Annotated in this window: 33 protein-coding genes; 16 read left to right on the forward strand and 17 right to left on the reverse strand. The window is 58.1% G+C overall.

The features are described from left to right. Positions 1 to 48: 48 nt before the first annotated feature. The 17 genes from ACFC20_RS03685 to ACFC20_RS03765 form a co-directional block, all read right to left on the reverse strand. Positions 49 to 1,317, reverse strand: coding sequence for a hypothetical protein (locus ACFC20_RS03685; protein WP_375191820.1), 1,269 nt, complete (start codon positions 1,315 to 1,317; stop codon positions 49 to 51). Continuing rightward, positions 1,314 to 1,694 carry a RusA family crossover junction endodeoxyribonuclease gene (locus tag ACFC20_RS03690; RefSeq protein ID WP_375191821.1) on the reverse strand — a complete coding sequence of 127 codons (381 nt, stop codon included), beginning with the start codon at positions 1,692 to 1,694 and terminating at the stop codon, positions 1,314 to 1,316. Before ACFC20_RS03690 ends, ACFC20_RS03685 begins: the two co-directional genes overlap by 4 nt. A 594-nt stretch (positions 1,695 to 2,288) precedes the next feature. Further along, complete coding sequence (locus ACFC20_RS03695; protein ID WP_375191822.1) at positions 2,289 to 2,633, reverse strand: DUF968 domain-containing protein; 345 nt, start codon at positions 2,631 to 2,633, stop codon at positions 2,289 to 2,291. Continuing rightward, on the reverse strand, positions 2,630 to 2,968 hold the full coding sequence (locus ACFC20_RS03700; RefSeq protein WP_375191823.1) for a hypothetical protein: 339 nt from the start codon (positions 2,966 to 2,968) through the stop codon (positions 2,630 to 2,632). The genes ACFC20_RS03695 and ACFC20_RS03700 overlap by 4 nt, the downstream gene beginning before the upstream one ends. A gap of 16 nt (positions 2,969 to 2,984) precedes the next feature. Continuing rightward, positions 2,985 to 3,287 carry a hypothetical protein gene (locus ACFC20_RS03705; protein ID WP_375191824.1) on the reverse strand — a complete coding sequence of 101 codons (303 nt, stop codon included), beginning with the start codon at positions 3,285 to 3,287 and terminating at the stop codon, positions 2,985 to 2,987. Then, positions 3,288 to 3,578, reverse strand: a complete 291-nt coding sequence (locus tag ACFC20_RS03710) for a hypothetical protein (protein ID WP_375191825.1) — start codon at positions 3,576 to 3,578, stop codon at positions 3,288 to 3,290. A gap of 187 nt (positions 3,579 to 3,765) precedes the next feature. After that, entirely contained in the window at positions 3,766 to 4,008 is a 243-nt protein-coding gene (locus tag ACFC20_RS03715) for a hypothetical protein (protein WP_375191826.1), read from the reverse strand. Between the two features lie 2 nt (positions 4,009 to 4,010). Beyond that, entirely contained in the window at positions 4,011 to 4,250 is a 240-nt protein-coding gene (locus ACFC20_RS03720; protein ID WP_375191827.1) for a hypothetical protein, read from the reverse strand. Continuing rightward, positions 4,247 to 4,834, reverse strand: a complete 588-nt coding sequence (locus tag ACFC20_RS03725) for an HNH endonuclease signature motif containing protein (RefSeq protein WP_375191828.1) — start codon at positions 4,832 to 4,834, stop codon at positions 4,247 to 4,249. Before ACFC20_RS03725 ends, ACFC20_RS03720 begins: the two co-directional genes overlap by 4 nt. Continuing rightward, positions 4,831 to 5,031 carry a hypothetical protein gene (locus ACFC20_RS03730; RefSeq protein WP_375191829.1) on the reverse strand — a complete coding sequence of 67 codons (201 nt, stop codon included), beginning with the start codon at positions 5,029 to 5,031 and terminating at the stop codon, positions 4,831 to 4,833. The genes ACFC20_RS03725 and ACFC20_RS03730 overlap by 4 nt, the downstream gene beginning before the upstream one ends. Continuing rightward, entirely contained in the window at positions 5,028 to 5,333 is a 306-nt protein-coding gene (locus tag ACFC20_RS03735; protein WP_375191830.1) for a hypothetical protein, read from the reverse strand. Before ACFC20_RS03735 ends, ACFC20_RS03730 begins: the two co-directional genes overlap by 4 nt. Continuing rightward, positions 5,330 to 5,707, reverse strand: a complete 378-nt coding sequence (locus ACFC20_RS03740; protein ID WP_375191831.1) for a hypothetical protein — start codon at positions 5,705 to 5,707, stop codon at positions 5,330 to 5,332. Before ACFC20_RS03740 ends, ACFC20_RS03735 begins: the two co-directional genes overlap by 4 nt. After that, positions 5,704 to 6,381 carry a DUF6475 domain-containing protein gene (locus ACFC20_RS03745; RefSeq protein WP_375191832.1) on the reverse strand — a complete coding sequence of 226 codons (678 nt, stop codon included), beginning with the start codon at positions 6,379 to 6,381 and terminating at the stop codon, positions 5,704 to 5,706. The genes ACFC20_RS03740 and ACFC20_RS03745 overlap by 4 nt, the downstream gene beginning before the upstream one ends. Further along, positions 6,378 to 7,244, reverse strand: a complete 867-nt coding sequence (locus ACFC20_RS03750) for a hypothetical protein (protein WP_375191833.1) — start codon at positions 7,242 to 7,244, stop codon at positions 6,378 to 6,380. The genes ACFC20_RS03745 and ACFC20_RS03750 overlap by 4 nt, the downstream gene beginning before the upstream one ends. Next, positions 7,244 to 7,447: a hypothetical protein gene (locus tag ACFC20_RS03755; protein WP_375191834.1), complete on the reverse strand. Its 204-nt coding sequence runs from the start codon at positions 7,445 to 7,447 to the stop codon at positions 7,244 to 7,246. Before ACFC20_RS03755 ends, ACFC20_RS03750 begins: the two co-directional genes overlap by 1 nt. Positions 7,448 to 7,768: 321 nt before the next feature. Continuing rightward, entirely contained in the window at positions 7,769 to 7,984 is a 216-nt protein-coding gene (locus ACFC20_RS03760; RefSeq protein ID WP_375191835.1) for a hypothetical protein, read from the reverse strand. Positions 7,985 to 8,370: 386 nt separating this feature from the next. Then, positions 8,371 to 8,634, reverse strand: a complete 264-nt coding sequence (locus ACFC20_RS03765; protein WP_375191836.1) for a hypothetical protein — start codon at positions 8,632 to 8,634, stop codon at positions 8,371 to 8,373. Positions 8,635 to 8,729: 95 nt separating this feature from the next. Between ACFC20_RS03765 and ACFC20_RS03770 the strand changes: the two genes are divergently transcribed. The 16 genes from ACFC20_RS03770 (at position 8,730) to ACFC20_RS03845 (ending at position 17,138) form a co-directional block, all read left to right on the forward strand. Further along, on the forward strand, positions 8,730 to 9,395 hold the full coding sequence (locus tag ACFC20_RS03770; RefSeq protein ID WP_375191837.1) for a LexA family protein: 666 nt from the start codon (positions 8,730 to 8,732) through the stop codon (positions 9,393 to 9,395). A gap of 152 nt (positions 9,396 to 9,547) precedes the next feature. Next, entirely contained in the window at positions 9,548 to 9,730 is a 183-nt protein-coding gene (locus ACFC20_RS03775; protein ID WP_375191838.1) for a hypothetical protein, read from the forward strand. Between the two features lie 122 nt (positions 9,731 to 9,852). Continuing rightward, complete coding sequence (locus ACFC20_RS03780; protein ID WP_375191839.1) at positions 9,853 to 10,227, forward strand: response regulator transcription factor; 375 nt, start codon at positions 9,853 to 9,855, stop codon at positions 10,225 to 10,227. After that, a complete protein-coding gene (locus ACFC20_RS03785; protein WP_375191840.1) occupies positions 10,227 to 10,553 on the forward strand; it encodes a hypothetical protein in 327 nt (108 codons plus the stop codon). The genes ACFC20_RS03780 and ACFC20_RS03785 overlap by 1 nt, the downstream gene beginning before the upstream one ends. Then, positions 10,550 to 10,816 (forward strand): hypothetical protein, encoded by a 267-nt coding sequence (locus ACFC20_RS03790; protein ID WP_375191841.1) that lies wholly within the window; start codon positions 10,550 to 10,552, stop codon positions 10,814 to 10,816. Before ACFC20_RS03785 ends, ACFC20_RS03790 begins: the two co-directional genes overlap by 4 nt. After that, positions 10,813 to 11,451, forward strand: coding sequence for a hypothetical protein (locus ACFC20_RS03795; RefSeq protein WP_375191842.1), 639 nt, complete (start codon positions 10,813 to 10,815; stop codon positions 11,449 to 11,451). The genes ACFC20_RS03790 and ACFC20_RS03795 overlap by 4 nt, the downstream gene beginning before the upstream one ends. Next, positions 11,448 to 11,666, forward strand: a complete 219-nt coding sequence (locus tag ACFC20_RS03800; protein WP_375191843.1) for a hypothetical protein — start codon at positions 11,448 to 11,450, stop codon at positions 11,664 to 11,666. Before ACFC20_RS03795 ends, ACFC20_RS03800 begins: the two co-directional genes overlap by 4 nt. Continuing rightward, the gene (locus ACFC20_RS03805) at positions 11,663 to 12,583 is read left to right on the forward strand and encodes a DNA cytosine methyltransferase (protein WP_375191844.1); all 921 of its coding nucleotides are present in this window, start codon (positions 11,663 to 11,665) and stop codon (positions 12,581 to 12,583) included. Before ACFC20_RS03800 ends, ACFC20_RS03805 begins: the two co-directional genes overlap by 4 nt. Further along, positions 12,580 to 13,353 carry an N-6 DNA methylase gene (locus tag ACFC20_RS03810; protein WP_375191845.1) on the forward strand — a complete coding sequence of 258 codons (774 nt, stop codon included), beginning with the start codon at positions 12,580 to 12,582 and terminating at the stop codon, positions 13,351 to 13,353. The genes ACFC20_RS03805 and ACFC20_RS03810 overlap by 4 nt, the downstream gene beginning before the upstream one ends. Then, on the forward strand, positions 13,350 to 14,432 hold the full coding sequence (locus ACFC20_RS03815; protein ID WP_375191846.1) for a hypothetical protein: 1,083 nt from the start codon (positions 13,350 to 13,352) through the stop codon (positions 14,430 to 14,432). Before ACFC20_RS03810 ends, ACFC20_RS03815 begins: the two co-directional genes overlap by 4 nt. Further along, complete coding sequence (locus tag ACFC20_RS03820) at positions 14,429 to 14,719, forward strand: hypothetical protein (RefSeq protein WP_375191847.1); 291 nt, start codon at positions 14,429 to 14,431, stop codon at positions 14,717 to 14,719. The genes ACFC20_RS03815 and ACFC20_RS03820 overlap by 4 nt, the downstream gene beginning before the upstream one ends. After that, positions 14,716 to 15,093, forward strand: a complete 378-nt coding sequence (locus tag ACFC20_RS03825; RefSeq protein ID WP_375191848.1) for a hypothetical protein — start codon at positions 14,716 to 14,718, stop codon at positions 15,091 to 15,093. Before ACFC20_RS03820 ends, ACFC20_RS03825 begins: the two co-directional genes overlap by 4 nt. After that, positions 15,090 to 15,488, forward strand: a complete 399-nt coding sequence (locus ACFC20_RS03830; RefSeq protein ID WP_375191849.1) for a winged helix-turn-helix domain-containing protein — start codon at positions 15,090 to 15,092, stop codon at positions 15,486 to 15,488. Before ACFC20_RS03825 ends, ACFC20_RS03830 begins: the two co-directional genes overlap by 4 nt. Next, positions 15,488 to 15,769, forward strand: coding sequence for a hypothetical protein (locus ACFC20_RS03835; RefSeq protein WP_375191850.1), 282 nt, complete (start codon positions 15,488 to 15,490; stop codon positions 15,767 to 15,769). Before ACFC20_RS03830 ends, ACFC20_RS03835 begins: the two co-directional genes overlap by 1 nt. Continuing rightward, positions 15,766 to 16,584, forward strand: coding sequence for a DUF551 domain-containing protein (locus ACFC20_RS03840; protein WP_375191851.1), 819 nt, complete (start codon positions 15,766 to 15,768; stop codon positions 16,582 to 16,584). Before ACFC20_RS03835 ends, ACFC20_RS03840 begins: the two co-directional genes overlap by 4 nt. Next, on the forward strand, positions 16,581 to 17,138 hold the full coding sequence (locus ACFC20_RS03845) for a hypothetical protein (protein ID WP_375191852.1): 558 nt from the start codon (positions 16,581 to 16,583) through the stop codon (positions 17,136 to 17,138). Before ACFC20_RS03840 ends, ACFC20_RS03845 begins: the two co-directional genes overlap by 4 nt. The last annotated feature ends 1 nt before the right edge of the window (position 17,139 follow it).

Raw genomic sequence — 17,139 nt, forward strand, 5'->3', positions numbered from 1 at the left:
CCGAGGACATAGTAATGGGCCCGCTGGTGGATGAGATTTCGGTTTGCTTCATGCGGCCCCCTTCAGCCAGCTGGCCTCGTTGTCTGCATCATCGAAATCCCAGTCTTCCTGGTCGCTCTGCACTCGGATCGGGGCGGTGATGGTCTTGCCCCACTTCGGATCGGTGAGCCAGAACGCCTGTTTCGGAAGCTCGAAGTTGAAGTTCATGCTGGCGGTCCACTCGTCGTATCCCTTGAGGGAGCCGTTGACGATAACGCTGCCCATGTCGATCAGCTGGTGGAAGTGCCCCATCAGTAGAATGTCGTAGGGCGTCTCCACGCTCTGTTCCCGGGTCATCTTCTTGTGGTGACCGCGCATGATCGGGGAGAAGATGCCGGCAATGCCGTTGCCGCCCTTGAACTGGTCGCCGTGGGTCATGTGGTACCGGGTCTTGTAGACGTTCCACCGGGCATCGGTTTCCAGAGGCACGTTGAACACCACTTCCGGGCGGCCCTCGAAGTGGCGCTCCACCAGCTTGTAGATCAGCCAGTCGAACGAATCCTTGGCCCGGGTCTTGGCCTTCGGCTTCTTGTGGTTGCGGCCGTGATTGCCAGTGACACAGGGAACGTACATCCGGTCGAAGTGGGTCAGCAGCAGCTCAATGCCCGCGATGATCTGGCCAGACCAATAGAGCACGGTGTCCATGATCGGGGCTTCGTTGGTCTCCGCCAGCTCCTCGTGGATGTTGCCGCTCACCATGTCCCCGCCCAGGGCGAGAACCAGGCCTTCAATATCGATACCGCCGCAGTGGTGTTTGCAGAGGGTGAGCAGATTCTCGAAGAACTTCTGCAGGCGAAGGGTGGCGATGGCCCGGTTGTAGGCGTTCACGCCGTTGATGTGCCGGGGCTGGACGACCTCATCGAAGTGAGTGTCGGAGAGCATGGCCGTGGCGATCGCCCGGTCCGTTCCCCGCTTCTTGCTGTGCAGCCACTTCGGTGGCTCCACGGTGCAGGTCATCAGCTTGCCGACGAACCGCTGGAACCGCTCGTCAACCACCTGCTGTTCCGCCAGCTCCTTAATCTTGCGGTTTTTCTCGGCGACTTCCTTCCGAAGCCGGTGCTCTTCAACCGCGTCCAGCTCCTCCTTCCTGACCGGGGAAGTAACCCCTGCCTCGGCAGCGGCCCGCCTCAGGCGCTCAACGGCCATCAGCACGTTCCGGGGCGCAATGCCCAGGCGCTCGCCTGCTTCCTTGTAGCCATACTGACAATAGACCTTGTAGACCTCTCTCTGTCGCTCCGTGCCGTGCTCGAGCAGCGATTTATCCAGGGTGTGCTTCATGCTGTGGTCCTCTCCGGTTCGATCTCGTCAGAAATGACCACCCGAATGGCCCCACCCTCCACTACCGGCTGGCGGACTATCGTTAACTGGTCAATCTGTTCGTCGTCTCCCCACACCCCAGCGTGTGTCAGTGCATCCAGTATTGCTTTTGGCAGGTTGTCCAGGTCACGGGCCCGGCGGTCTGGAGCCTGGGCCCCAATCCACACGGATACCCGGCCGTGGATCTTCTGGTGTCGAATGCCGATGCTACGAAGCACCGCCTTCCGGTAGTCCCGGCCCTTCTTGCTGATCAAGACTCGAGGGCGGCGGTTTACGATCGTGTGGCGCCAGTAGGTGTTCACCGAGGGCGGCCAGGGCAGATCGAAAACCACGTTCATGCCTTCACCCGGGCCCAGCGAGCTCGAAGCCCAGCTTTTAGAGAACACTTGTTGGAGCAATACTTACCACCGCCTTCTCGGACTTGAGTCGGGCGGGGGATAAAATCTGACCCGCACTCTTGGCACGCCCGGGTTCTCCGTTTTTTCTCTGCTTCGGATAGCCGATTCAGCGGCTCCCTTCGCTCAATCTCTAGAGCCTGCTCTGGGCGCCACCCGCGCCGTATCCTGGTCAGGATCGTGTTGGGCTTTATGCCGGTGACCTCTGACCATTCCTGTATACACCTGGTTACTCCTTTACAGGTCAGCGTGTGGTTTGCCCGGCGGTTCCTCTGGTTTTCCTGGCGAGTTGCCCACCTAACATTCCCGGGCAAATAACCTTTATCGTTGTCGATCCTGTCAATTTGGGCGCCCTGGAATGGTTTGGGGCCAACGTCTTTGTAGAAATGATCAAAGTCCCGCCATCGTTCACAGACAGTTATTCCGCGGCCGCCGTAATCCTGGTATTTCGCATTTCTCGGGTTGGTGCACCGCTGAATAATGGATGACCAAACTTTGTAAACTGGCATCACTTCTGTGCGCTTTACTCGTGAGCGCTCATTCATAGCTCAAAGCCCCTGCTCTCACTGCCTTGTCGATTGTCTTAACAACCCACTCAAACTGCTGTGGCCACATTTCGGGAGATTCGTGGAGCTGCTGGTGATGCTGGCGGCACATCGGCATCGATAAAATGTCGGGGGCTGTCATGCCCATGCCGCCAAAGCCAACGCCAATGATGTGGTGGGGATCATCTGCCGGGAGCCCACAAACAACACACGGTTGAGCTTTTACCCAATCCAAGTAGCGCCTACAGTCTCCCGAACGCTTCTTCCTGGTGGATCTTTTCTTCATCGGCGCCTTAGCCTTCAAAGGTGTCTTACGCTTGAGAGGTGTCCGTTTCATGCCCCTTGCCCCTTCACAACCCGATCGCCGTGTACGCGGATGAACCGGGGCGCCCTTCTCATCTCGCAGGCCTCGCGGTACCAGCCAAGGAACCGGCCCTCATCGCCCCGGGCGTGATACCAGAGGTAGCCACTGAGCTTGATGAAATAGACCTCGATGTAGTTGGAGGCCTTGGCCTTCCCCATCTGGGCAACCTTCAGCGCTGCGATGGCCGTCAGGGCGCACTCATCCGGCTGGCCGATCTTGGCGTTGGCGCTGGGCGCCACGATCGCGATCAACACAACGAAAGCCAGGCCGTACCAGAGAGCTTCGATCGGGGTGATTCGCTTTTTCATGGCGTCCTCCTGTGGGTCAGTCGCCTGTGTATCGGGCTCCTAGTGGGCCGTAGCCGCGCTCTGGGCCGCTGCATTCCATCAAGTCCCGGCGAAGGCGTTGGTTGTCTTCCTCCAGCCTGTTCGCCTCCAACCTCAGCTGCAGAACCAGATCCTCAAGGCTCAGAGCCTCCCCTGTTTCTGCATTCACCATTCCGCCAGCGTTGCAGCCGGTACAGGGCATCTCGTAGAACATCGGCTTCACCACGCCTCGGCCGTGGCACTCGCCACAACGCTTCAGCTTTACCTGCTCCTGCTGGAACGATGGGCCGGAACGCTTCAATCAATGTCCTCCGTTCACCTGAGAGGCCTGTTCATTACTCATGAACAAGCGCCTACGTAAACGCAGCAGCCGGTTGTACTTCACGCCCGATGGGCTGCGGTGGCTGCTCACCCAGTACACCTGGAACTTGCCGTTCAGCATGGCGCCCCGGGTTTTCGGCTTGTCGCCGGGATTCAGGAAGCCAACCGCGGTGCCGATGCTCTTCGGAAAGATCACCGTCCGGCGGGCGAACCGGGATCCAGAAAAACTGTCACCAGAAACTGAAATGTGGTGGCGGTTTGTCTGGCTCATTTCGCTCCCTTTATCCACTGGTCCGCGACGGCTACCCCAACGCCGGACGCAAGCAAGATTGTCAGGCCGAGCAGCGCTCTGGTTCCCGGCCCCAGCCCGCCAAAGTTGAATGTCCAGAACACGAACGCCCAGAACAAGAAACCCGCGCATCCGCCCATAACTCCGCCGAACACCCTAAGCAGATCCATTAAGCTGCCCCCTTCGGATCTGGCGGGAATCCGCCAGCGCTCAACCGAAAGGTCTCCGGGCCTCCGTTCACCACCACCTTCAGCACCTGGCCCGATTCCGTCAGGCGGTGCAGGGAAGCCCGGGCATCCTGTGCCGGCACACCCAGGCCGATGGCCACGTTGCATACCGTCTGAGGCTCCTGGCCATCCAGAAACATCACAACCTTGGCGTCGAACGCTTGAAGCTTTGTCAGGCTACGCACGGTCATTCCCCCTTCCCCCGAGCCATCGGGAGGGCTGGACGGCCGGTCGCGGGCGGAATGAAGTCTGTGCCCTTGGCCTGGCCGGTAATCTTCAAGTAGTCGTTCTCCACCTTCGCGGAATTGATGATGGTTTGGGCCACGCCGGAAATGGCGCGGGCCCGGTCGAGGTCCATATCACCGTCTTTCACCTTCTCGATGGTCTCGAACAGGTGGTCCCGCAGATCCTCAATCTTGTTCTTCATGCCCCAGCCCTCTTGTTGATCTGACGATTCAGTGCACCCAGGAGTTGGCAGGTCAGCGCCACCTCCTTGGGCAGACGGTGCACCGTGTTCCGGCGCATGTTTTCTGCCCGGCTGATGCACTCGAGGTTTGATGGATCGAAGTTGCGGCGGTCGCCGTCTTTGAAGATCACGATGTGACCCTCGGGCACCGGGCCGTGCTCTGCCTCCCAGACCAGTACGTGCACGGGCACGAAGTCCGCCTTGGTGACACCGGTATCGGTGACCTTGCGCTCCAGAATGCCGTCCTTGCTCACGCGCTCGTGGCCGATCGGGCACCAGTTGTGTGGGTTATGCCCCTTCTTGAACCGGGTTTCGGCGCTGCGTCCGCCCGGGTTGAAGGGCTTGCCCTTGTTCCATGGCTTCAGGCCTGGCTTGAAGCAGCCGGGTTTGGTTGCCAGGTACTCGGGCGATTTCACCAGGCCGAGCTTCACGGCCCGGTTATCAACCGCCGCTTCGGAGCGCCCCATGATCTTGGCAATGGTCTTGTTTGGGGTGTCCGGGTACAGGTCCCGGAGCCAGGCATCATGCTGTACTGTCCACCTCATGCCGCCACCCCGTTGATATCCACGCCCATTTCGTTCCAGGTCAGCACACGCTGGATCTGCACCGGGAAAATCTCGGGGCGGATGGCCATCAAGTGTTTCTCGAGGGCAGACTCTGAGGTTGACTGGACCGTCTCGCGGACCCGGAAGAGCGAGCCCCACTCAATCACGAAGTCCTGCAGCTCGGATTGCTCGTTCATGCCACGGCCTCCTCGTCTGCCCGGGACTCATCCCGAATAGCCTTGCGGATCCACGCGGGGCACCAGGCAACCCGGTAAACGTCCAGGCGCTGGCCATTCTCGTGGTGAGAAACGCAGGTCACGTGCATCCCGAAGCCGCCGTCTTTCTCAGGCTTTCGGAAATCACGCAGGCGGGCGGTCACTTCCTTGGCTGGGTGCAGGCCCAACTCCTCGGTGATCTGCAGCTTGGTGCGGGCACGGCCATCGATCATGAGGCGAAGCACGGCCCCGGCCACTGTGGTTTTACCTGGTAGCTGTCTCATGCCTCAGCCCTCCCCTGCTTGTCTTTTCGATTCAGCGGATTCTTGAAACCCATGCGCTCCAGCTCCCGATCAATGGCGCAGATCGGAACGCCGTAGTGCTTCGAGAGGTAGGTCTTCGTGAAGAAGATGGCCTGGGCTTCTAGCCGGTCGTGCTCTCGGCAGCACTGGCGCACCAGCTGCTGGTCAGATTCCGACAGGCGGGTTACATGGCCATTGGCTTTCACGCGCTTGATGGTATGGGCTGAGCACTCGAACTTCGCGGCGAGGCTTTGGTCCGTGAGCTGTTGCTGCTGTTGCCGGATAGGCACACCGGAAACGTACTTCTCGGCGGCCAGCCGGGCCTGGGTTGTTTCACAGAGGCGGCTTCGCTTCATGCGGCACCCCCAGACAGGCGTTTCACCTGGCCGTCAACGGCTGTCTCCAGATACTGCTGGGTGCCGGCCTGGGTGATTTGAGCCACGCCCTGCTCTGAGCCGCCTTGGTACACCAAACGGGCCCTTTCCGGATCGCCAATGAGCGCGGGTTCCTCTTTACGGGCGCCGCGCAGAAATCCATCGCTCAGGCTGTTCTCGTGCTCCGAGGTGCCGATCAGCTTCCGCGGGAACGTGGCCGGTGGCTGCACCGTGAAGCCCTGGTACAGCTTCAGGAAGTGGTTCTGGAGGTGGGGATATTCTTTGCCGTCAGTGTTCGCAACCTTCTGCCAGCCACCCAGTCGCTCCAGCGCGGCATGGATCTTCGGGTCATCAAAAACCACCGAGCGCCAGGGGCCGATGCACCGCACCGCGTAATCCACCTTTGCCCAGGCTTCGCCGGCGGCTGACTGGCTGTTGCCGCTGATGTGCTTGATCACATCGGCTGGCTTCGGCGCGTATTGGCCGGTATCTGGGTTGCGCATATGGGCAGACAGACCGCGGCGAATATCCTCGATCGAATAATTCCGCAGGGCGTTGAAGGCCATCGACAAAACGGGCTTGGTGGCCTCCTTGGAATACATCTGGTAGGCAGCGCCCCAGACCTTGGCAAATTCCATCTTGTCCTGATCGTTCATGCCCAGTCCTCCCCTCTGGCCCATTCCTCAGCGGTCTGGTCGGAACGCTCCTCGAGGGCGGCTTCACGACTCATCGAGCCAAGGGGGCGAACCGAAGGCGGAGGCGTCCAGTCGTTGGTGAACTCCAGTGCTGGTCCGAGGAAGCGCTTGGCCTGCATGACGTACGGGGTATTCAGGTTGCCGATGGCCTCGAGGTACACGTGGTAGCGCTTGGCACCGGCAAGGATCTCGTCAGCAGAGTGGTTTTCTTTGAGGCGGGCCTGATAGCACCCGAAGGCATCACGTTTTGGGTTGCTGCCCGGGCGTTTGGGCATGGTGGCCCAGAACTCTTCGAACGATTCTGGGTAGGTTGCGGTCTTCGCTTTTGACTTTGCCGGCGGCTTCGCCTCACACGGCGCATCCGACTCGGATGTGCCATTAGAAGGGAAACAGGAATCAGGAATCAATAAGAGGGAATCAGCATTGCTAGCCGCGAAATTACATGGCTTTCCGTTACTTTTCGCGGCCTCCATAAAATCAACGGGTTGCGCTCGCTCATCGTCCGGCCCCGGGATTTCGCTCGCCGCTTCCTTCGGGTGAGGGTTTTGGTGCTTTTTGAAGTTCACCACCTCAATGAGCTGACTTCCTTCAACCTGGTAAACCGTTACAAGGCCAGCCGTGAAAAGCCGTGAAATTTCACGGCTCACATCAATGTCGTCTGCAGGGAACAGTTCCAGCTTGATTTTCTTGGGCCGGAATTCGAGGCGCCCCTCTTTGTCCGCCAGCGTCCACAAGCCTATGAACAGCAGGCGGGTTTCGAAGGGCAGCTCAACCAGGTGCTCGTTGCGGAAAAAGCCGGGCTTGATGTTTCGGGAACGTGCCATCAGAAAGCCCTCCGATTCATGCGGGCCTCTCGCTGCCTCAGCAGCGCCTGGTTGTACTGGTGATTGGCGGTTTTGTAGTCGGCCATGAGTGAGCGGCGCTCTGTGCTTCCAGCAGGCTCCAACTCAACGATCAGCCACGTGAGCCCCACCCTCAGGCGAAGGCGGAGCAGTTCCGCAGCTGATTGCAATCTTTTGAGGTTCATGCTGTAATTCTCCTATCACCTTGTGATGTGAAACCCCGGTTGTGCCTACCAAGCGCCGGGGTTTTTTATTGCCTACCAGTTGGCGGGCAAATTTCTTTTGATCCGCTGGTAGTCCTCGGGGAAATTCGACTTAATGAAGCTCCTAACGGACTTCGAATGGCCGCGGCGGCCAGAGCGATAGCGCCGATCCTGAATTCTCTTCGCTTGCTCGATGCTCTTGATCATCTGAATTCCCTCTTGAGTTCCAAGCTTGGTTCTTTCCGAACCCGTAGAAAGGGCCTCGCTCGGAAGCCCTTTCCGGCTTCGTACTCCGAAGAGCAGTTAAGCTTTCAGGCGGCCCTGCCCGTCATACTTGTTGTTCAAGCCGTAAAATCTGCTTACCTTTTTGTGTGCTCTGCGTTGAGCGGTCGCCCGAATCTCGTTCGCCTGCTCCTGCTTCATCGCTCCGGAAGCCAGCTGCGGGGCGAGAATGGCGGTCACTTGTTGGTCGAGAGCCTGGAAGTATTCCGGTGATCCGAATCTGAGTAGTCCAGCCATGACGGCCTCCGTTGAAATTGATTGGTTGTGCGGAGTCCGCTTACGGGTATTACCCCGGCTGCCCCCTCCGCACGGCCTGGGCTCGGCCTACTGCTACAAGTTCACTGCTGTCATTGCGTTTGATGCGGTGGCCAGGCTGCTCAAACCCGGCGAACGTTTGTTTTGCTACGCAGGGTGTCGCCTTCACCCTCGATTAACACTTCACGCCGAAGCGCTTCACCGCATCCGTGGAAGGCTCTGCTGACGCTGGCGCAGTTGCCAGGGCCACCTTGGTCAGAGGGACAGAGCCCTCCCGGATGCGCCCCTTCTCAGGGGCTTCCCCTATCAGGGGGAAGTTGCAAACCTCATCTTTCCGGTAACCTGCGATGAACAGGTGGAGGAAAGAGTCATGCGGCGGACTTTCTCGATTGGCGATATTCGAAGTTTTCCTGGCGCAGCTGGGCATCCGTTACCTGCCCGCCGGTCAGCCTTTCGATCTCCAATCCGTAAGCGGTTTTTCGCTGCCCAAAAACCTCCGTAATCTCAGACTCGGGAAGAACCCCGGTTTGAAACCATTTCTGAACCGCGCGGGGCGTCTTGCGGCATGCTCTAGCGATGATGCTGAAGCAACCGTATCCGAGGATCTTCTGAGCTTGCTGTAGACTGGTCATACTCGGAGTTTAGATTCTCGGTACAATCTGCGCAACCGTTATTTTAGATCAGCTTTGGTCTGATTTACTTTCAGGGATGGTTTAAAGTTCGCCGCATGGAATTCAACAACGACATGAAAAAACAAGCGTTCGGGAAACGCCTGGAAGAGGCCGCAAAAGCCGCGAACATGCATTATTACGGCATGTATACTGCGGTCGGCCGGCACTTTGGGGTTACACCGAGAGCGGTACAAAAGTGGTTCCTGGGAGAGTCCATCCCCCACGAGAAAATCGACGACCTGGCAAATTACTACGGCGTTCGTTCGGAGTGGCTGCGTTCTGGCAAGGGACCGATGCGCGAAGTGGAGGGCGTAGACTCTCAGGGCAACGCCCGCAAGGTGGAAATCCACAGCATCCCAGTCATTACCCCTGAGCTTTTTCAAGATTTTGTGAATGGCGATGTTCCGCTCGAGTCGCTGGAAACCGTCTTAACGACCGGACCAAAACCCCAGGTCGCCTACGCCATCAAAGTTGAAGACAACTCCTTGTCTGATCGTGTGCTGAAAGGCATGTACGTGGTGGTGGACTATAAGCGGTCACCGGGCCCGGACGATCTGGGGGTGGTTTACTTTGAGGGCTCGTTCATAGCCGGCAGCCTGGTCAAGAGAGGCAACTACACGATCATTCCACCAAACCCAGCGTTCCCGCCCATCAACCTGGGGCCCGATCCAGTCATCGCCGGTACTATGATCTCCATTGCCCAACAACCGCTAACGCGATAGCTCTCCAGAAATTTACAAACTTTTACACTCCCCGCTTCCCCTTGTGCACCAAAGCTGAACATACTGTCATCAATTTTTAGGGCCAGGCCTACGTTGCCAGCGCTCAATCTTTGCACTACTGTATGGACGTACAGATATTCGCGGAGTTAAGGATGACACTTCTAAGCATTTGCCTTTTTACAAACCACTTCACCTTCCTCAGCAGCGAGGGTGAAGCGCTCATTCTTTCTCCTTTACAGGTGTTCCACACACCAGAGGCAGTGGACTGCCTTCCAAATGACGTGCTCACCATTCTCGCCAGCCAATTAGTGTTCTCTGCAACTAAATCAGCATAAAAAATAGCGGCTTCAAGCCAGCTCACATCAGATTTGTACCATTGGTATCTTTTTTTGCTTTCCCCTCTTGCGCGGTTTGTACTTCGGGTCTAAACTGAAAGTACAAAGTAGGAGAAAGCGCCATGAACCAAAAATTCAAAACCACAAGAATCGAGCTGGGCGCCGATGCTGAATCACTCAGCGGGCAACAGCGAATTATTCTTCTCATGGTCTGCATGGGGCTGTCGGACAAGATGATCGCCAAGGCGATTGATCGCAGCCCTGAGACAGTGAAAACCCACATCAAGATCCTTTTCTGCCTGTTCGGCGTTGACTGCCGGTGCGCCCTGGTGCGCGAGGCAATCCTTCACAAGATCGTCGTCCACGTTGCCGCCGTCCTCCTGGCCGCGCTGATGATGCCGGCGGTCTTCGGGGATATTGGGTTGAGAGGCAACCGCCTTCCTCATAGCCGTCTCCGCCAGCGTGAACTCTCGACCTACCAACAGGGAGCTATCTGATGAACCAGACAACCGATTGCATGCGCAGCCAGGGAGGCCAGGCCAACAGCGAGGCCGTTTCGGGGGAGTCCGTAGTCGCCCTTTCTTTCCTGACGCAACAGTTTCACCGGGTGCAGGCCCGGCTCAAGACGCGGAAAGCGTTTGGTGGTAAGCGGCAGAAAGTAGTCGCCGCTCTTTTTGATACCGCCAGCACTGGGGAGGCTGACTTCTACGACATGCCGGCCTACCTGCGGAAACAGATCCACCGCCAGGACTTCGACAACCGCTGCAGGGCGGCTGCTTATGCAGATCGTGTTCGGGCGCACATTCAAGGAGCGGCAGCATGAACACTCAAACTGAAATCCTTCAGATCGTGAACCTCGCACTTATGGTCAACGCCCTGGGCGGGCACCAGGTGGTTGTGAACTTCGGCGGTGAGTCGGCGCACTTCTGTGCTTTCATCTATCCGAAAGGGTCGCATGCGCCGGTTGATTACCTGCACTGCTTCATCGATCAGCCCGAGTCACACCTGAAGCTTTGGGTAATCCGCCAGCAAATGGAAACGCTTCTGGAGAACGAGGAAGCCCGGATCAAGAAGGTGGCGGCATGAGCAAATCAATAAGTATCCAGGACTTTGTTGGAAAGAACGACATTCGAGTATGGATGCAGGAGCCCATCCAAATTGCAGGGCGACTGGCCGCCACAGACGGGAAGTCAATTTTCTGGTCGAACCTTGAGTGCGACCTGCCAGACCCTGAAACAACCCACATCCAAAGATTTGAGGACTTTCTGGATATTGCGTCCGCCGCCGAGTTTCGGCCGATGCCAAAGCTGGAGTTTCCAGATATGACTGACTGCTTCCGGTGCGGAGGATCTGGCAAGCACTCACTCAAGGACTGCCCTGAGTGCCGCGGGTTCGGCACCGCAGAAGCGGAGACCGACTACAACACCTACGAAGTTGAATGCCGGACGTGCAGCGGAGAGGGAAAGGTCGATTGTGACAATGCCGGCAAGGATTGCGAACTCTGCGGCGGGAGCGGAAAGCGGTGGGCAGAAGCTGATCGAATGAAAGTTGATGGCATTCCCTGCGACATGAACCCAGGGCTTATGTCTCGCATAGCTCATGTTCCCAATATTGAGATTGCCGCGATTAATGTAAGCAACTCTCCCGGCCTGGCATTCAGGTGTGCAGACGGCATTGGAATCATCTTGGGCATGCGAGCTCCGAGGGAGGCAGACGCATGAACGTCTCAATGCACGAAGCCTGCCTGTGCGGTGTATCCGTGCAGAAAGCAGACAGCAACACCATCGGCTACGCCCACTTTGCTGAGCAGCAGGAACGAACCGGCACGCTGACTATATTCTTCGGCTCTTCTCTGGACTGCCAGGATGCGGCCGATCGTCTGGCGGCGCTTGCTGAGCAGATGAGGGAGGCAGAGGCGGAGGTAGCTGAATCATGAAGGCGATCGACTTGTTCGCTGGCGCCGGAGGATTCAGCACTGGCGCAACCATGGCAGGCTGCGAAGTTGTCTGGGCTGCGAACCACTGGCCGGATGCGGTGGAGTGGCACCGGCGTAACCATCCGGGCGTCCAGCATCTTTGCCAGGATCTGCATCAGGCCGACTGGTCTCAGGTACCCAGGCACGACATGATGCTGGCCTCTCCCTGCTGTCAGGGTCACAGCAAGGCTCGGGGAAAAGAGCACGGTAACGCACAGCACGACGCCAGCCGATCAACCGCATGGGCGGTTGTATCCGCAGCGGAGTACCACCGGCCCGAGATTATTGTGGTCGAGAATGTCCCCGAGTTCGTGAACTGGCAGCTCTACCGCCCATGGGAGTTGGCCATGCATGCTCTCGGCTATTCGGTTGCGCCGCACATCATTGACGCCGCAGATTATGGAGCCCCTCAGCACCGGGTCCGGCTATTCCTGATCCTTGCTCAGTCAGAACACCCTCTGCACCTGCAGATCCCGAAAGGTCAGCACATGCCGGCCAGAGACTTTATCGACTTCGAAGTCGGCAAATGGAGCCCGGTCAAAAAGCCTGGTCGCAGCAAAGCCACAATCGAGCGAGTTGAGGCCGGGCGGCGCAAGTTTGGTGATCGCTTCATCATGCCTTACTACGGCAATGGCTCCGGGAAGACCGGGCGGAGTCTCGATCGTCCCGTTGGCACCATTACCACCCGGGATCGTTGGGCCATCGTTGACGGTGACCGGATGCGGATGTTCACCCGCTTTGAGTGCCGGGATGCTATGAGCTTCCCAAACAGCTACCAGCTCCCAGACAACCACAAGCTGGCCGTTCATCTGATGGGTAATGCTGTCTGCCCTGAGCCGGTGAATCAGATCATCACCGCTGTGAGGGAGGCCGCATGAACTACCACCGCGAATTCGAAAAGACCATCCGGGCCGCCAGCCGCCGGCACCACACCTGGCAGGTGTTCTCAGACTTCTGCGAAATGGCCGCGATCTCTCTGGCCAACGCCGTCACCTTTGGCCCAGCCCGGGACAAGCGTGAAGCCCGGTACCTGGAACTGGCGAAGCGCTACGACCGGGACGAGCTGAACAGCATCACCCAGCTGCTGGGCATCACCACCATGGCGCTGGAAGGCTACGACACTGACTTCCTCGGGGAGATGTTCATGTCACTGGAGCTTAGCAGCCACTGGCACGGGCAGTTCTTCACGCCGATCGCACTTACCAAGGCCATGGGAGAAATCACCATCGGTGAAACGGCAGAGGCCGTCATCGAGGAACGCGGGTTTGTCACCGTGAGCGATCCGGCATGCGGCGCGGCAGGCATGGTGCTCGGCCTGGCCTACGCCATGCAGGCCCGCAAGATCAATTACCAGCAGCACCTGCACGCTACCTGCGTGGATATCGACAGCACGGCAGCCCACATGGCGTTTATCCAGCTGTCACTGCTGCACGTTCCAGCCGTTGTGATTATCGGGAACACCCTCTCCATGGAGATGAGGGAGGCCTGGTACACGCCGGCACACATCATGGGGTTGTGGGATAGCAAGCTGGCTCGGGGCTATGCCATGGGCTCAAGAGCCGATGAAGCCGCCCTGCCCGCACCCGAGCCGTTGAACCTTCAGGATCTCAAGCAGGCCGATATGTTCGTCGGCGAGGAGGCAGCATGAGCCAGATTAACAGAAGCGGAGAGGTTCGCCTTGGGGATGCCAGCTTGACGGTTTGGGAGAACCCCGCCCGCACCAGCTGGGAGCAGTGGCAGCAATATGAGCGGAACTTCAAGCGCCAGGTTTTCAAGCGGATCGTTCAACAGCTGAACCGCCTCGGATGGAGCGTTGAGGTCCCGAAAGACATGATCGAACAATACAGCCGCAGTTTTGCTGAAAACCATCGTTACTGCAGGAAAGGTGACCTTCAGGGCTTTCTGGATCTGAGTGGCCGTTGCATTAAGTTCGAAATGTGGCAAGACGTTGCGAACGGCGAGAACCCGAATGGTGGCCGTTATGACTTCGATAAAGAGCAGCGGATGCCCTACCTGCTGTGGCTGGAAATGGAGCGTACCCGCCGCCGGCTTGGGTCCTATCTATGCAACGTTTTCTCGGGCTACGAATTCCGGACTGACCGCCGTGACGGTCGGATGAATAAGCTTGGCCCCGGCCACATGGCTGCGCTTGAATGGCTGGACGGCTGCTACGAGAGCAGCTGGCATTTCAAGGGTGATACCAGCAAATACACCATAGCTGATTACAACCGAGAATCGGCCGATGGCGCCATGCTAAACCACGGCCAGCGTGTTTGGTTCGCAGATCGCAAGGGGCGGGTTTGCACCGGCATCGCCTACTACAACATCAACAACATGTGGTGGGTGGTGACCGGGAAGTATGACGTGAGGAATGAAGCCGCCTCTAACCTCTACATTCAATGTCCGGAAAACCCCAGGCACAAGCGTAACGGCAGACTCCGCCGGGATCGCCTTGAATCTGAACTTTCCAAAGCAGTGAAATCAATGGACTTCCATCGGGCCCAGGTGATCAAGGACATTCTGTTTCCCCAACCTGAGCGCCTGTACTTGGTCTGGCACAAACAGCACCGCTGCTATCACCGATCCAGTTTCTCTGGTTACACCTCTGATTCAGTGGAAGCGGGGCGCTTCACGTGGGACGAGCTCGGCCGATTCATGCCAAAGGGAGCTCTTATGGAAGACGAGCTTAGCAAAATCATCCCTGTAGAGCAGGAGGCCTCAGCATGAACTTCAACGATCCCTCAGAGTTTGGCCGCGCTTACCAGAAGCTGGTGGTCACCGATCCTCACAAAATCCGGGAGCAGTTCGAGGCCGGGCAACTGGCCGACGACGAGGCGGCTTTCGATCTGGAACAGGCCAAGGTCTACCTGCACCCGGACGGTGAGCATTTTGAAGTGGCGAACCTGTGCGGCCGGGGTGGCTGTGTCACAACCACCGGCCGGGTCATTCCTGCCAACGAGTGGGTGCTCTGCAGAGTTCTGCGGGTCAACAAACGCAACGGAGGTGGAGCATGAAAAGCCAGCGCTACCTTTCAGACGACCAGGTGGCAGATCTACACGCCGACCTGAAGCAGCGATTCGAACTCCAGCACATCATGGCGGAGCACACCAGGCCGGTACTCGAACTGGAGCTGGGGATCGATGAGGGGACCATGGCCAAGATCGAACGGGGCACGTTCCGCTGGTCACCGGACTGCGGATTTACCCAGGCACAGGCGGACGAGGCCAAGCGCCGGCGGCAGATCTGGCAGCTCACCAATGAGCGCATGCAGGAGTACCGGCTGGAGACTCTGGCCGAGCGCTACGAGATCTCAGTGATGAGCATCTTCCGGCATATCTACAAAGTCCGGGCGGAGATGCATAGCCAGGAGCGGAGGAAGGCCGCATGAACCAGATCGAGCTCATCGAGGATCCAGTCACTTCTCCAGCGCCAGAGTCTGGTGGCTATGCCCCGACCGGGAAGCATATCTACCGGGGCCGGCAGGTACCGGCCACCTATGCAGACGAGCATGGCATGCGCCGCTTCCGCTCCCCCGTGCTGCTGTGGCTGATGGACCTGGTGATCGATCAGTTGCGCCAGGGCCCTATGCACTGGCTGGAAATCGCCAAGGTGGGCTGGCCTGTGGATTCTGCCACGCTATCACGTCACCTCGACCTGATGCGGGACGTGGGGCTGATTGAGTCTGAGCCGGTGTATTACGGAAGCCGCTCACCCCGGGAAGGAAACTACCGCGGCTACCAACATCGCTTCTACCTGGCAGACCGCCAGCAGGAGGCAGCGTAATGGGTATGCCAGAGCCACAGCTGCAGATGCCTCGTTCCTGCATCAGCTGTCACCACTACCGCCATGAGGGTTACGACCAGGACAAGCACTGCCCGTTCAGCCGCTCGTCCGCCAGCGCACCAAAACCAACGCGCACGCCCTATGGCCGGTGTGGCCTGCACGGAGCCGAGGTGTTCGCCACTGAAATCTGCAACAGCCACGAGCCGGAGCCTTTCGTCCACTTGGTGGATGTGACCAACCGGCCAGAGCCCAGAACCGCAATACAGGAGAGATTGCTGTGAGCAACTTGAAAGAACAGGAGAGGAAAGCTCTTGAAGACGCCGGTGAGCCAGAACCGATTGGCTACTACAACCCGCAGACAGAATACGACCTGCTCAGCGGTGGCCTGGTGTTCATCTCTGGGGCGAAGACCAATGGGTATACCGAGCCTCTGTATCGCCGGGGAGTGTCGGCTGAAGCCGCCCAAGCGCCCGCAAGTGGGGAGGTGGAGCCGGTAATAACCAATGAAATGAAAGCCGAGTGTATTGGTAAGTTTTCCTTCATGCTTGATGTGCCATGCGGCGAATGCTTGGTCGAAGGGGGAGACGAGGACTGCGAAGTTTGCGGGGGCGAGCTGACCCACCAGCAGGCAGTGACGGTGCCGTGGGATATCTGCAAAAAAATCTACAAAAGAATGGCTCGGCTTGCCCTTGCCCACCCACCCGCGAAGGTGCCGGAGGGGTGGAAGTTGGTTCCCCTGCAAATAACTGCTGGACAGCTAACTGCTGCGTGGCACAACCATGCGCTGAATATTGAGGAGGCAGATACTATATATCAGTCGTTTCTGGTAAACGCCCCGGAGGCGCCGGCCACCCCCACACCTGCCACCACACCCGAAGCGGAGTGGGTGAAGTGTGAGGATCGGTTGCCAAAGCTGGGCCAGCGCGTTCAGCTATTTTCGCAAGGCGTTATTCAGCACCACATGCCCGTTTTTGATCAGGATGATGACGGCCTGTTCTGGGATTTCGAGATTCAAGACAACAACCCGCCCGTGGATTTTGAGCGAGATCAGTGGCGAGAACTTCCAGCCCCACCAACAGCGCAGGAGGGCGAATGATGCAAGTGGAGCTTTCAACCGTCCGAAAACTAAGCCTGACTGACCTGATGAGTGAGCCCCATAAACTTGATCCAGTGTCCGTGATCCTGGAGGACTACGAGCCGGGCAAAGGCAAGATCATCATTGAATGTTACGGCCAGTCGTGGAGTGCATTTTGGGGAGGCATGGGCGCGAAAAGCGTTGCCACTTTCTTTTGCCGGTGTGACGAGCACTACATTGCCAGCAAGTTGAGCGGAATTTCCGGCGACATTGCTGACTATGAAGCCCTGGGCATCCTGGCCAGGGAAGAGGTTGTTTGCCTTCGCCGTGACGGCGAACTGAACAAATGCGAGGCACGGGATTTGTTTGACCAGTGCTACAGGCTAGAGGAAGCCGAAAACCTGGATCAGCTTGACCGCAATCTAATGCGGGAAGTTTTCGGCGATGAGTGGTGGCACTCCATCCCTAGCAAGCCGAATCCTGACTATCAGTACCTGTGCAGAATAATTAAAGCTGTTCAGGCAGGGATCAAGCGGGCAGGCCTGACTGAAGCCGTTCCACCACAGGAGCAGTGAG

The organism is Marinobacter sp. (genome assembly GCF_041984545.1).
Taxonomy (GTDB): domain Bacteria; phylum Pseudomonadota; class Gammaproteobacteria; order Pseudomonadales; family Oleiphilaceae; genus Marinobacter.